This is a genomic window from Bacillus sp. FSL R7-0646, assembly GCF_037969865.1.
GTDB lineage: Bacteria > Bacillota > Bacilli > Bacillales > Bacillaceae > Bacillus > Bacillus licheniformis.
In genome coordinates this window covers 3647445-3661487 of record NZ_CP150217.1, presented here as the reverse complement: position 1 = coordinate 3661487, position 14043 = coordinate 3647445, and the positions used below count along the sequence as shown (strand labels likewise).

The 14043-nt window shown below is 47.0% G+C and carries 13 protein-coding genes; 9 read left to right on the top strand and 4 right to left on the bottom strand.

Annotated elements, in window-relative coordinates:
• The 3 genes from MKY62_RS19070 (at position 1) to MKY62_RS19060 (ending at position 3036) form a co-directional block, all read left to right on the top strand.
• The gene (locus MKY62_RS19070) at positions 1-1146 is read left to right on the top strand and encodes a CapA family protein (RefSeq protein WP_025806127.1); all 1146 of its coding nucleotides are present in this window, start codon (positions 1-3) and stop codon (positions 1144-1146) included.
• Positions 1147-1167: 21 nt separating this feature from the next.
• The gene (locus tag MKY62_RS19065) at positions 1168-1335 is read left to right on the top strand and encodes a hypothetical protein (protein WP_003185826.1); all 168 of its coding nucleotides are present in this window, start codon (positions 1168-1170) and stop codon (positions 1333-1335) included.
• 456 nt (positions 1336-1791) lie between these two features.
• Positions 1792-3036 (top strand): C40 family peptidase, encoded by a 1245-nt coding sequence (locus tag MKY62_RS19060; RefSeq protein WP_016886514.1) that lies wholly within the window; start codon positions 1792-1794, stop codon positions 3034-3036.
• 50 nt (positions 3037-3086) lie between these two features.
• On the opposite strand, the gene MKY62_RS19055 is transcribed toward MKY62_RS19060, so the two are convergent.
• The gene (locus MKY62_RS19055; RefSeq protein WP_009329700.1) at positions 3087-3947 is read right to left on the bottom strand and encodes a Cof-type HAD-IIB family hydrolase; all 861 of its coding nucleotides are present in this window, start codon (positions 3945-3947) and stop codon (positions 3087-3089) included.
• A 189-nt stretch (positions 3948-4136) separates the two neighbouring features.
• Positions 4137-5093 carry an LCP family protein gene (locus tag MKY62_RS19050; RefSeq protein WP_003185816.1) on the bottom strand — a complete coding sequence of 319 codons (957 nt, stop codon included), beginning with the start codon at positions 5091-5093 and terminating at the stop codon, positions 4137-4139.
• A 298-nt stretch (positions 5094-5391) separates the two neighbouring features.
• Between MKY62_RS19050 and MKY62_RS19045 the strand changes: the two genes are divergently transcribed.
• Complete coding sequence (locus MKY62_RS19045; protein ID WP_003185812.1) at positions 5392-6765, top strand: sugar porter family MFS transporter; 1374 nt, start codon at positions 5392-5394, stop codon at positions 6763-6765.
• Between the two features lie 331 nt (positions 6766-7096).
• The gene (locus MKY62_RS19040) at positions 7097-8230 is read left to right on the top strand and encodes a zinc-dependent alcohol dehydrogenase (RefSeq protein WP_003185809.1); all 1134 of its coding nucleotides are present in this window, start codon (positions 7097-7099) and stop codon (positions 8228-8230) included.
• A gap of 40 nt (positions 8231-8270) precedes the next feature.
• On the opposite strand, the gene kduD is transcribed toward MKY62_RS19040, so the two are convergent.
• Positions 8271-9035: a 2-dehydro-3-deoxy-D-gluconate 5-dehydrogenase KduD gene (gene kduD, locus MKY62_RS19035; RefSeq protein WP_003185807.1), complete on the bottom strand. Its 765-nt coding sequence runs from the start codon at positions 9033-9035 to the stop codon at positions 8271-8273.
• Between the two features lie 15 nt (positions 9036-9050).
• Positions 9051-9878 carry a 5-dehydro-4-deoxy-D-glucuronate isomerase gene (gene kduI / locus MKY62_RS19030; RefSeq protein WP_003185805.1) on the bottom strand — a complete coding sequence of 276 codons (828 nt, stop codon included), beginning with the start codon at positions 9876-9878 and terminating at the stop codon, positions 9051-9053.
• 254 nt (positions 9879-10132) lie between these two features.
• On the opposite strand from kduI, the gene MKY62_RS19025 reads away from it, so the two are divergent.
• From MKY62_RS19025 to kdgT, 4 genes are all read left to right on the top strand, one after another.
• Positions 10133-11149 (top strand): LacI family DNA-binding transcriptional regulator, encoded by a 1017-nt coding sequence (locus MKY62_RS19025; protein ID WP_003185803.1) that lies wholly within the window; start codon positions 10133-10135, stop codon positions 11147-11149.
• A gap of 102 nt (positions 11150-11251) precedes the next feature.
• A complete protein-coding gene (locus MKY62_RS19020; RefSeq protein WP_003185801.1) occupies positions 11252-12217 on the top strand; it encodes a sugar kinase in 966 nt (321 codons plus the stop codon).
• 5 nt (positions 12218-12222) lie between these two features.
• The gene (locus MKY62_RS19015; protein WP_003185799.1) at positions 12223-12837 is read left to right on the top strand and encodes a bifunctional 4-hydroxy-2-oxoglutarate aldolase/2-dehydro-3-deoxy-phosphogluconate aldolase; all 615 of its coding nucleotides are present in this window, start codon (positions 12223-12225) and stop codon (positions 12835-12837) included.
• 87 nt (positions 12838-12924) lie between these two features.
• Positions 12925-13908 carry a 2-keto-3-deoxygluconate transporter gene (gene kdgT / locus MKY62_RS19010; RefSeq protein WP_011198368.1) on the top strand — a complete coding sequence of 328 codons (984 nt, stop codon included), beginning with the start codon at positions 12925-12927 and terminating at the stop codon, positions 13906-13908.
• Positions 13909-14043 lie beyond the last annotated feature (135 nt).

Sequence of the window (14043 nt, the reverse complement as noted above, 5' to 3'; positions counted from 1 at the left end):
ATGAAAAAACAACTGAACTTTCAGGAAAAACTGCTGAAGTTGACGAAGCAGGAGAAAAAGAAAACAAACAAGCACGTCTTTATCGTATTGCCCGTTATTTTCTGTTTAATGTTTGTCTTTACTTGGGTCGGAAGCGCCAAAACTCCTTCGCAAATGGACAAAAAAGAAGATGCCAAGCTTACAGCTACTTTTGTTGGCGATATCATGATGGGAAGAAACGTAGAAAAAGTGACAAACTTGCACGGTTCGGAAAGTGTCTTCAAAAATGTGAAGCCGTACTTTAATGTGTCAGATTTTATCACAGGAAACTTTGAAAACCCTGTAACCAATGCAAAGGACTATCAAGAGGCAGAAAAGAACATCCATCTGCAAACGAATCAAGAATCAGTCGAAACATTGAAAAAGCTGAACTTCAGCGTACTGAATTTTGCCAACAACCATGCGATGGACTACGGGGAAGACGGTTTGAAGGATACGCTCAATAAATTTTCAAATGAGAATCTGGAGCTTGTCGGAGCAGGAAATAATCTTGAAGACGCGAAACAGCACGTATCCTATCAGAATGTGAACGGCGTAAAAATTGCAACGCTCGGTTTTACAGACGTCTACACAAAGAACTTTACAGCCAAAAAGAACAGAGGCGGAGTGCTGCCGCTCAGTCCGAAAATCTTTATTCCAATGATTGCGGAAGCATCGAAAAAAGCGGATCTTGTCCTTGTCCATGTGCACTGGGGACAAGAATATGACAATGAACCGAACGACAGACAGAAGGATCTGGCCAAGGCGATTGCAGATGCCGGAGCAGATGTCATCATCGGCGCTCATCCCCATGTTCTCGAACCGATCGAAGTGTATAACGGTACTGTGATTTTCTACAGCCTCGGCAACTTTGTATTTGATCAGGGCTGGTCAAGAACACGGGACAGCGCGCTTGTACAATACCATTTAATGAATGACGGCAAAGGGCGTTTTGAGGTAACGCCTCTCAACATTCGCGAAGCAACGCCGACGCCTTTAGGCAAGAGCGACTTCTTAAAACGAAAAGCGATCTTCCGTCAATTGACAAAAGGAACAAACCTCGACTGGAAAGAAGAGAACGGAAAATTAACGTTTGAAGTCGATCATGCGGACAAGCTGAAAAAATAATAAAAACGGAGTGGTGAACAAATGAAATTTGTCAGAGCCATTTGGCCGTTCGTAGGTTTAGTTTTGATCATTGCATTCATGTCTGCTTTCAAGTATTCTGATGAATTGTCAAACGATGAAAAAGCTAAAATCTCTACGGAGATCCAAAAAGTGAATCAGCAGGATCAAACAACAGAAAACAAGCAATAACAGTGCAAAAGAGAGTGCCGCCGGCGCTCTCTTTTTTGTGTGCTGATCCCGGTTATAAAAGACCTGTGAAAAGCGACCGGTTTGAAAGGGAAACACGACAATTTTCTTAACCGGTCAGTGTATAAAGTTTTATAGAAAATCAGGAGGATATATACATGGTTTTGGGGTTCATGTTTATTGTATTCTTTTGAAGGGAATAAAAACTGACAAATTTCGACTGAAGCAAAATTTGAAAATGCATCACCTTACCAATTCGGGATGGGAACCGCACCTCATGTTCATGACCTCTTTAGAATATTTCCCTTCATCTTTTTAATCTGCGCTTAGGTGAAAAAGCTGATCATGCTGTGCTGAGCGTTTCTTCTCGCTATGACGCTGCTGTACATGCAAAAAAAGTCCTTTAAATATCCCAGTTGAATGACGATGAAAGAGGAAAGAAGAGGAGGAACAGATCAATTGATAAAAAAAGCGGCAAACAAAAAGTTGGTTTTGTTTTGTGGAATTGCGGTGCTTTGGATGTCTTTATTTTTAACGAATCATAATGATGTACGCGCCGATACGATCGGCGAGAAAATAGCGGAAACTGCCAGACAGCTTGAGGGTGCGAAATACAGCTACGGCGGAGAGAAGCCGAAAACGGGGTTTGACTCGTCAGGCTTTGTGCAATATGTGTTTCAATCGCTCGATATTACGCTTCCGAGAACGGTAAAGGAACAATCGACTCTTGGGAGCAGTGTCGGCCGTCAGCAGCTCGAAAAGGGGGACCTTGTCTTTTTCAAGAATGCCGAGCTGGAATCGGACGGACCGACCCATGTCGCCATCTATTTGGGAAATGATCAAATCATCCACAGCACAAAATCAAACGGGGTTGTCGTGACAAAGCTTGAAGGCAGCTCTTACTGGAGCTCGGGGTATTTTAAAGCGAAAAGGATCACAAAAGAGCCTGAGATTTCGATGGATCCTGTCGTTCAAAAAGCAAAAAGCTATGTCGGTGTTCCTTATGTATTTGGAGGCAACTCTCCGGATCTCGGATTTGACTGTTCGGGGTTGACCCAATACGTCTTCAGAGAGGTGCTCGGCGTTTATTTGCCAAGGTCGGCTGAACAGCAATGGGCTGTCGGTCAAAAGGTGAAGCTTGAAGATATCCGGCCGGGTGATGTTTTGTTTTTCAGCAATACGTACAAACCGGGAATATCCCATAACGGCATCTATGCCGGGGGCGGGCGGTTTATCCATGCGAGCCGTTCAAATAAAGTGACGATATCCTACTTGTCGGCTTCCTATTGGCAGAAGAAGTTCACAGAAGTCAGACGTTTTGACAACATATCCCTGCCAAAAAATCCGATTGTATCCGAAGCCATCAGGCATATCGGCGAAGTCGGTTATCAAAAAGGCGGCACATCGCCTAAAGAAGGCTTTGATACGGCTGGGTTTATCCAATATGTCTACAAAACGGCGGCAGGAGTGGAGCTTCCGAGGTATGCTGACAAACAATACAGCACGGGTAAGAAAATTACCAAACAGGAGCTTGAGCCTGGAGACATCGTCTTCTTTAAAGGAACCACTGTTATGAATCCCGCCATCTATATCGGAAACGGCCAGGTCGTTCTTGTCACCTTGTCTGCCGGTGTAACGACAGCAGATATGGAGACGAGCGCCTATTGGAAAGATAAATACGCCGGAAGCGTCAGAATTGAGTAGCAGAAACAGCAAAAAAACCGCTCGAAGATGGACTCGAGCGGTTTTCTTATTTATTGATATTCATTTTCCAGCAGTTTGTTAATGAAATAAGCGACGCCGTTTTCGTCATTGCTTTTCGTGATAAAGGTGCTGATATGCTTTAGCTCATCGATTGCATTGCCCATCGCGATCCGATGGCCGGCTTCCTCAAACATTGACAGATCGTTCGGGCTGTCGCCGATCGCGTAGATGTCTTTTTTCTCGATTCCATAGTGGCGGGCCAGCTCTTTTAAAGCGCGGCCTTTGCCGGATTCATCAGGCAGAATCTCGATGATATGTCTTCCGGAAGAAGTGAGTCCCAGTTTTGGAAAGGCAGAAAGATCATCTTTTGCTTTCTTCAGCTTTTCCATATCAAATGAGAAGCACAACAGCTTATAAATATGTTCGTCTCCGTTAAAAATCTCGCGAATGTCGGGGACGGGTTTGATGCCGAATTGTTTAAACTGAGTCAGTGCGCCTTGCCAAAGCGTATCCCTGTCTTCATCAGGGTTGGCGCTTGTGACGATATCGAGCTCTGCTTTAAGTTTCTGTTCTCCGTCAAAAGGAGAAAGCAGCGCATCGTCCGTATAAACCTCAAAATAGATTTGATGATCTGTTAAGTATTGGGCGGCCTTTTTTCCCGCTTCCTTGTCCATTAGCGTTCTGCTTAGGAGTTTATAGTTGAAATCGTGGACCGTTCCCCCGTTTGCAGCGATAATCGGAATATCCAAATCGTTCAGAAGCGCTTTTACGTCAAATGTGGCCCGTCCCGTGCAAATGGTTACGATGCAGTCTGAAATGAGCGCCTTTTTGATAGCGGCCCGGTTTTCTGCGGATATTTTGCTTTCGGTATTTAAAAGAGTCCCGTCTAAATCGATCGCAATTAATCTCATTATGTAAAGATAACCTCCTGTAAGAGCAGTTTGCCGTTTTTCGGGAGGCGAAAAACAGCTCTCTTCGGCAGTATTCCCTAAAAGGACATGTTATGTAAAAGGCTAAACCTAAATTTAGATTTTTTCAATAGTAAATATTGAGTTTCATTAAAACAGAAAAAGGATGAATATGATTCATCCTTTTTCTAATTATACATCTAACTGCTGTTTTAATTCCTGCTTAATTTCGTTGAGGTTTTCCTGATCAAGCTGGAAATAGTAGACTTTGCCCGGTTGATAATCGCTCCCTTTCAATTGAAGGGTATCGACCGTTTGAATGGACGTCATAAACGGGATCAGTCCGATTGCATCATTCAGCGACAAGTTCATCGATACGTTCTTTCCGACTGTATCAAGGATATCGTCGTAAGCCGGAATGGAAGTAAGCGATTTGGATTTGTTGATAATCGATTTGATGACTTCCATCTGGCGCTCGCCGCGCTTCAAGTCCGTATCGGCTTTTCTCGTTCTTACATAAGCGAGGGCTTCTTCTCCGCCCAGCGTCTGCTCGCCTGTTTGAAGGTTGACTTTGCCTTTCGTATCCTTTTTAATCTGCCGGACAATATAGTCTTCTTTGATCGTGATCGGTACACCGCCGAGTTCATCAACTACTTCCTTGAAAGCTGAAAAATTGGCTTCCATGACGTAATCAACCGGAATGTCGAGCAGGTTTTCGACGGTTTCTGTACTAAGGTCGCGCCCGCCTAATGAGTGGGCATGCGTTATTTTATCGTAGCCGCGTCCGGGGATGTTGACATAGGAATCCCGCGGGATGCTCAATAGTTTCACCGATTTGTCTTTTCTGTTGAACGTGGCAAGAACCATCGCATCGCTTCGTTCTTTGTCCATGCTTTGTCCGGGACGGGCATCAATCCCCATCAACAGGATGGAGAAGTTATCTTTTTTAGGGTTGAACTCTTTAATCCGCTTGACGGACTGTTCACCTCTGGAAAGGGTGACTTGCGCATCTTTGGAGGCGTTCGCCACTTTATAGTACGCATAGCCGCCTGCGGCTGCCGTCGCCGTCAGGATTAAGGCAATGAAAAACAGTGAGTATTTCACCCATTTTCTTAGTCTCTTTTTCTTCGTTCGCTGCGATCGTAGCATGTATAAGCTCCTCTTTTATTTATATTGAAACGTACAATTGTTGAATAAGTCTAAATTTTAATAAAAAATAGTTTCCCAATCTTGGATTTTACAATATATTTGCTGTTTTGCATATGGGGATTCTCTGGAAATTCCGCGGGACTGATTATTTTGCCGCCTATAATAAGACGATATAACAGATAAAATGTTTCATATTTTTAAATTCCTTTTAATGGTACTCCGAGTTTCTAGAGGTTTGAAGAAAGCAAGACAAGGTTAAAGGTTATAAAAGACGAGCCTTGGAGGAGGATATACTGTGATGAAGGGAAAAAGATCGAATGCCTGGCTTTATTTTTTTGGAGCCTTGGGCGGTGTGCTCTACGGTTATGATACAGGCGTCATTTCCGGGGCGATTTTGTTTATGAAAGATGAACTTGGGCTCAATGCCTTTACAGAAGGGCTGGTTGTCAGCGCAATATTAATCGGGGCGATTTTCGGATCGGGTTTGTCAGGCAGGCTGACAGACCGCTTCGGCCGAAGAAGGGCGATTATGTCAGCGGCTGTGCTGTATTGCATCGGGGGGCTCGGAACGGCCCTGGCGCCAAGCACGGAATATATGGTGGCTTTCAGGATCGTGCTCGGCCTTGCAGTCGGCTGTTCAACGACCATCGTTCCTTTGTACCTTTCAGAGCTTGCTCCGAAGGAATCCCGGGGCGCGCTTTCTTCATTAAATCAGCTGATGATTACGATCGGGATTCTGCTCTCTTATTTGATCAACTATGCATTTAGTGATGCAGGCGCATGGCGCTGGATGCTGGGATTGGCCCTTATTCCGTCAATCGGCCTTTTAATCGGTATCTTTTTCATGCCGGAAAGCCCGCGCTGGCTCTTAACAAAAGGAAAAGAAGAGAAAGCAAGGCGGGTTTTGTCAAAGATGAGAGGAGGAGAGCGGGTCGATCAGGAAGTCAAAGAAATTAAGGAAGCGGAAAAGCAGGACCAGGGGGGCTTGAAAGAGCTGCTGGAACCGTGGGTGCGCCCGGCGTTAATCGCAGGGGTCGGACTGGCATTTCTGCAGCAATTTATTGGAACCAACACGATTATTTACTATGCCCCAAAAACGTTTACGAATGTCGGATTTGAAGATTCGGCGGCCATTTTAGGGACAGTCGGCATCGGAACGGTCAATGTCCTGATGACGCTTGTGGCGATCCGCTTCATTGACAGGATTGGCCGGAAGCCGCTTTTATTATTTGGAAATGCCGGAATGGTCATCAGTTTGATCGTGCTTTCTTTTTCTAATCTCTTTTTCGGCAATACCTCTGGTGCGGCATGGACGACTGTCATCTGCTTAGGTGTGTTCATCGTCGTATTTGCCGTCAGCTGGGGGCCGATCGTCTGGGTGATGCTGCCTGAGCTGTTCCCCCTTCATGTCAGAGGGATAGGAACCGGAGTATCGACTTTAATGCTCCATGCAGGGAACTTAATTGTGACTTTGAGTTTTCCGGTCCTCATGGAAGCGATGGGCATCAGTTACCTGTTTCTGTGCTATGCGGCCATTGGAATCGCGGCCTTCCTGTTCGTCTTCTTTAAAGTAACAGAAACAAAAGGAAAAAGTCTGGAAGAGATCGAGCAGGATTTGCGGGACAAGCACCGCGGAATCACGGCAACTGACACACAGCCGGTTGAACGATAGGCAAAAGGATGGGCAAGGCCCCATCCTTTTTTGTGTGAAGAGGCCGGCCGATCATGGCTGATCTCTGTTCTCTCCGTCTCCTGGCTGCGAATCGTCATGGCGCGGCAGATTGCCCGTTCTGATTGCCCGAAACACGAGAAAAAAAAATAATGAAAACAACCAGTCCTCCGACCAGTATTTGCAGCAGCATCCCAACACCTCCGTTTTCTTCTATGTATGAATCATGGCCGTTCTACATGACGGCTAATGAAACGTTTGTTTAAAAAACTGAATAAGAACCCGGGTTTATCTCACACTAAAGTCAACTGAACGATAATGGGAGTGTGACGATTTGAAAGCCGTAACGTTTCAAGGGCCTCAGCATGTTGAAGTCAGCCAGGTGGAGGATGCCAAAATTGAAAAAAGCGATGATATCGTTGTCAGAATTACTTCTACCGCGATTTGCGGTTCGGATCTCCATCTTTATCAAGGGAATTTCCCTCTTCCAAAAGGCTTCCAGCTCGGCCATGAACCGATGGGAATTGTAGAAGAAACAGGACCTGATGTAACAAAAGTGAAAAAAGGAGACCGGGTTGTCATCCCGTTTACCGTTGCCTGCGGACATTGCTTTTATTGCGAAAACAAGCTGGAAAGCCAGTGCGACAATGCCAATCCCCATTATGATTCAGGCGGGTATTTTGGCTACTCGGAAAAATTCGGGAATCACCCTGGCGGACAGGCTGAATATTTAAAAGTGCCGTTTGGCAATTTCACGCCGTTTGTCATTCCTGAATCATGCGAGATGGAGGACGAGTCGCTTCTGTTTTTATCAGATGTCCTCCCAACCGCGTATTGGAGCGTGCTTCACGCAGGCGTCAAAAAAGGGGACACTGTCATTGTGCTCGGCTGCGGGCCGGTTGGATTAATGGCGCAGAAGTTTGCCTGGATGGAAGGGGCGAAGCGGGTCATTGCAGTAGACTACTTGGACTACCGCCTAAAGCAGGCTGAGGCATTAAACCGCGTTGAAGTATTTGACTTTACAAAATATCCTGATATGGGCGAGCATTTAAAGGAGATTACAAAAGGCGGGGCGGATGTCGTGATCGACTGCGTAGGGATGGACGGCAAAAAATCTCCGCTTGAGTATCTGGAGCAAAAACTGAAGCTTCAGGGCGGCACGCTCGGACCGATTCAAATTTCTACAAAGGCGGTCAGAAAGTGCGGAACCGTACAGATTACGGGGGTATATGGAAGCAATTACAATATGTTTCCGCTCGGCGCATTCTTTTCCAGAAATGTTACGCTAAAAATGGGGCAGGCTCCGGTCATCCATTTGATGCCGGAGATTTACAAGAAGATCGAAGAGAATCAATTTGATCCGAAGGAAATCATTACGCACCAGCTTCCGCTTGAAGAAGCCGGCCGCGCTTATCATTTGTTCAACGACCATGAAGATGATTGCATTAAAGTAATTTTGAAGCCATAGCGATGATAGCTGCCGAGCTACCGGCAGCCTTTTCCTCGCATTACCTTGCCAGCCATCCGCCATCGACGGCTAACACATGTCCATTCACATAATCGGATGCCGGCGACGAAAGGAATACGGCGGCGCCGGCAATGTCATCCGGCTGACCCCAGCGCTCGGCCGGAATCCGTTTTAAGATTTCGGCATTGCGGTTTTGATCGTCGCGGATCTGCTTTGTATTGTTCGTCGCGATATAGCCCGGAGCAATCGCATTGACCTGGACATTATAAGCCGCCCATTCATTGGCAAAAGACTTCGTCAATCCGGCTACTGCATGTTTGCTTGCCGTATATGCAGGGACAAGAATGCCTCCTTGAAATGAAAGAAGAGAGGCAATATTGATGATTTTCCCTTGCTTTCGCTCAATCATCTGCCGGCCGATAGCCTGCGTCAGCAAAAATAAGCTGTTCAAATTGACATTGATCACCGCTTCCCAGTTCTCCCGGGAAAAATCAGCCGCTTTTTCTCTGCGGATCGTCCCGGCGTTGTTAACGAGAATATCAATTTGATGGCGGTCAGGCACCTCTTTTGCAAAAGCCTCGACCTCGTCAAGGTTGCCCATATCAAGCTGATAAGAAGTAAACGTTCTGCCGGCTTCTTCGATCAGCCGCTTTGTTTCATCAAGTCCGCTCGTATGCGAAGTGCCGATGATATCCGCTCCCGCTTTTGCCAGCGCTTCGGCAATCCCTTTGCCGATTCCCGTTCCCGGGCCTGTGACAAGCGCCGTTTTGCCTTCAAGTGAAAAATACGATTCAAGATATCCCATCTCACGTTCACGTCCTTACCGAATGACATTCATCGGGACAGCATCCATGTCCTTAAATGTGTAGTTTTCTCCGGCCATCGCCCATATAAAGCAGTAGTTGGATGTGCCGGAGCCCGAGTGGACAGACCACGCGGGTGAAATGACAGCCTGTTCGTTCCCGACGACAAGATGCCGGGTCTCCGTCGGTTCGCCCATGAAATGAAACACCTTTGCATCCTCAGCAAGATCAAGATACAGGTAAACCTCCATCCGCCGGTCGTGGACATGCGCAGGCATTGTGTTCCATGTGTTATTAGGTTCAAGAAACGTAATGCCCATCATCAGCTGGCAGCTTTGAATGCCGTCTGCATGAATCACTTTGTATAGATTACGAACATTTGAAGAGGCTTCTTCTCCTAAATGATCGTATGGGAGCTCTGAAAGAGAAGCTTTTTGCACCGGATACTTTTGGTGTGCCGTCGCCGAGATGAAATAAAATTTGGCCCCGCCTTCATTCAAGCTTGAGAAGAAAACGTCTTTATTTCCCAGGCCGATATACAGAAAGTCTTTGTGCTCCAGTACGTATTCTTCATCACCGACTTTAACCGCACCGGGCTTGCCGACATTCACAATCCCGATTTCGCGCCGTTCTAGGAAATAGTCCGTTTTTAAAAAATCGCCGGCATCGAGCGCTATGGACTCCTTTACTGGAACGGCTCCGCCGATCACGACCCTGTCTTCATGCGAATAAAACATATTCAGTTTGTTTTCAACAAACAATGACTCTATTAAAAAATGCTCGCGAAGCTCTGCGGTTGTGAATCGTTTCGCTTGTTCTGGATGAACAGAATAACGATTTTCCATACCTTCTCCTCCTTGAATTGGACGTTTTTAGACTGACTTGAATGAAGTGCCAAAAGTTTTTGGTAACGGTTTCAAACATGAATTTTAAAGTAAATAATGGAAAGCGTCAACAGTCTTTTCACTATTTCTGAATATTGTAAAGGACAATGCTGAAATATTAAAAAAGACTCTTCCAAATTTTAAATGATGTGATATGCTGGTGGTATAAAGTTTTTGAAATCGGTTTCAAATCATAAGGTTATAGGAGTACTTGAATGAAGGATAAGCAAACAGCGAAAGTAACCATCAACGAAGTCGCCGCACATGCAGGCGTATCAAAATCAACGGTTTCCCGTTATATCAACGGGAAGATTGATGCCATTTCACCGAAAAAGGTGAAAAGCATCAAAAAAGCGATCGAGGAGCTCAATTACCGCCCAAGCCAGATGGCACAGGGGCTGAAGGTGAAAAAAAGCAAAGTTATCGGATTTTTGGTCGCCGATATTACAAACCCGTTTTCAGTAGCCACCTTGAGAGGGGTGGAAGAGGTTTGCGATCAGTACGGATACAGCATCATGGTCTGCAACACGGACAACAGTCCTGAGAAAGAAAGGGAGATGCTGCACAAGCTGAACGCGCATTACATTGAAGGGCTGATTATTAATACGACGGGAAGGAACAACGATGTGCTCTTGGATTTAATCAGCCAGGATGTATCGATTGTGCTCGTTGACCGGAAAGTGCCCGGGCTCAAGATCGATGCAGTCACAACGAACAACCGCGAAGTGACAAGTCAAATCGTCAATCTCATGTATGACAAAGGCTATGCCCAGGTCGGTCTGTTTACCGAACCGATTAAGGGAATCAGTCCAAGGGAGGAAAGGGCCTCCGCCTATACAGAAATCGCGCTGGAACGAAACGCCGGCGGTACCCCTCTCGTATATGAGGCTGACGTCAAAGACAAAGAATCTCTATTACAGTCCGTCAAAAGCTTTTTGGAAATGAAAGAAGGGAAAAAAGCCATTCTTGGAAACAACGGGCTTCTGATGCTGAAAATCATCAGCTGCCTTTATGAGCTTGGCATTTCAATTCCGGAAGATGTCGGAATTGCCGGATTTGATGATACAGAATGGTATAAATTGATCGGTCCGGGCATTACGACCATCGCCCAGCCGTCGCATGAAATGGGCAGGGTCGCCATGGAGCGGATCATCAAACGGATTGAAGGAGACGAAAGCGCCCCGCAGACGATTCAGCTTGAGGCGGAGCTTGTTCTCAGACAGTCGCTGTAGAACTTGTCAAACGGAAACACTCATGGACCCGAAAACTTAGGGGAGAGTGTTTTCCCGCAACTGCTTTTGAAACCGGTACCATTTTGAAAGGAGAGTGAAATCATGTCGCTTGATGTGATGACCTTCGGAGAATCGATGGCTATGTTTTACGCAAATGAAGCAGGCGGACTGCATGAGGCGTCTTCGTTTTCCAAAGCTCTTGCCGGAGCGGAAACAAACGTTGCCGTCGGACTGTCGCGCCTGGGTTTTCGGGTCGGCTGGATGAGCAAGGTCGGCGCCGATTCGCTTGGAACCTTTATTTTAAATGAATTGAAAAAAGAAGGCGTCGACATTTCTGAAGTCAAACGCACCGCAGACCGGCAGACGGGCATACTGCTCAAGTCAAAGGTTGAAAGCGGAGACCCTGATGTCACATATTATCGGAGCGGATCAGCCGCAAGCACGATGAGCATTGATGACTACCCGGCAGAGTATTTCAAGCAAGCCAAACATATGCATGTGACGGGCATACCTCCTGCACTTTCAAGGGAAATGAGGGGCTTCGCCCGCCACGCCGTTCACCAGATGAAAAAAGACGGGAAGACGATTTCGTTTGACCCGAATCTCCGCTTCCAGCTTTGGCCGGATCAGCAGACAATGGTTCATACAATTAATGAAATCGCCGCGCAGGCAGACTGGTTTCTGCCGGGGATCAATGAAGGAAAACTCCTGACAGGCTGCAATTCTCCCGAGGATATCGCTAAACATTATGTAATGCAGGGGGTCAAGGTGATTGTCATCAAGCTTGGAAAAGAAGGGGCTTATTACAGGACATCGGAAAAAGAAGGTTATGTGCCGGGTTATCAGGTGGAGAAGGTTGTTGATACTGTTGGCGCTGGCGACGGTTTTGCCGTCGGCATGATCAGCGGCCTTTTAGACGGACTTCCGCTGGAAGAAGCAGTTCAGAGGGCCAATGCGATCGGAGCGCTGGCCGTCATGGCTCCGGGGGATATGGACGGTCTGCCGTCAAGGGATCAATTGAAAGCTTTTATGGCTGGAGAGAAAAACAACCAAAAAATAGGAGGTTGACCGTAATGGAAATGTCTATGATCGGAAAAGTGCAAGAGCAGCTGGGCGAGGCCGGGCTGATCGCAGTCGTCCGCGCAGACGGTAAGGAGGCTGCTGAGGAGACCATTCACAGACTGATCGACAAAGGGATTACTGCGATTGAAATCACATATACGACGCCGGGAGCGTCTGAGCTGATTGAAAAATTTGCGGGAAAAGACGGTCTTCTTGTCGGAGCGGGAACGGTGGTTGAAAGCGAACAGGCGAGGGAAGCCGCGGCAGCGGGGTCAAAATTTATCGTCAGCCCGGGTTTTTCGGAATCACTGGCTGAGGAGGCCGCATCATTGCATACATTTTTTATTCCCGGCGTATTAACGCCAAGCGAAATTATGGAAGCGGTCTCAAAGGGTTTTCGGGTTCTTAAGCTGTTTCCAGGGGGAACATCCGGGATTCCTTACATGAAGAACCTCGCCGGTCCTTTTCCGAAGGTTCGGTTCATACCAACCGGAGGAATCCATCCCGGCGATGTGGAGAAGTGGCTTGATGCCGGAGCATTGGCAGTAGGTGTGGGAAGCCAGCTGAACAAAGTGTCAGAAGCGGATCTCCAGCGCATCTTTCAGCGGCGGGCTCAGCAGAAATAAAGCGTGCGCAGCGTGGTAAAGACTTCAGGTTTTGCAAGATCGACAGCTTTGCTTTTTCATTAATTTCTAGAATGGGAGAAAAAAATGATGAAAATTAAAGCAACGATTGAACGTGTGCCGGGCGGCATGATGATCATTCCGCTCTTTCTGGGCGCAACGCTGAATACATTTGCACCGGGAACCGCAGAGTTTTTCGGCGGATTTACAGGCGCCCTGATTACCGGAACGCTGCCGATTTTAGGAGTATTTATCTTTTGCGTTGGCGCGACAATAGATTTTCGTTCTTCAGGATATATTGCGAGGAAGGGGCTGACGCTTCTGATCGGCAAAGTCGGCTTTGCCGCATTATTGGGTTTGATCGCAGCGCAGTTCATTCCAGACGAAGGCATTCAAAGCGGGTTTTTTGCCGGACTGTCCGTGCTGGCGATCGTAGCCGTTATGAATGAAACGAACGGCGGTCTGTATTTGGCGTTAATGAATCACATGGGAAGAAAGGAAGACGCCGGTGCTTTTGCCTTTATCAGCACGGAATCAGGCCCGTTTATGACGATGGTCACTTTCGGTGTGACAGGGCTTGCGGCATTTCCTTGGGAGACGCTGGCTGCAACCGTCATCCCGTTTTTACTCGGCTGCATTCTCGGTAACCTTGACCCTGAATTGCGCGATTTGTTTGGAAAAGTCGTACCGGCGATCATTCCGTTCTTCGCATTTTCACTTGGAAACACGCTTGATTTTAACATGTTGATTCAATCCGGCCTTTTAGGCATTGTTGTCGGCGTATCAGTCGTCATTCTCTCGGGTGCATCTCTATACTTGCTGGACCGCTTTGTCGCAAGAGGAGACGGTGTCGCGGGAGTAGCGGCGTCATCAACGGCCGGGGCTGCGGTAGCCGTCCCGTATGCACTTGCCGATGCAAACCCCGTGTTTGCGCCGGTAGCTGATTCAGCAACCGCGATCATCGCGACAAGCGTCATTGTCACCTCGCTTCTGACGCCGCTTGCAACCGTCTGGATCGAAAAACGGACGAAACAAAGAAAATCTCCGAAACAAATGACGATTGATTACAAGTAATGTTGCCGCAGGCGCACCGGGACATTTGTCCGGGGCGTTTTTTTATGACCGTTTTTGAAACGTCACCAAATTGCTAAATTTGACGAACATAATCTGTGCTAATATCAATATATAGTGTCTGTTGGATGGACAAAC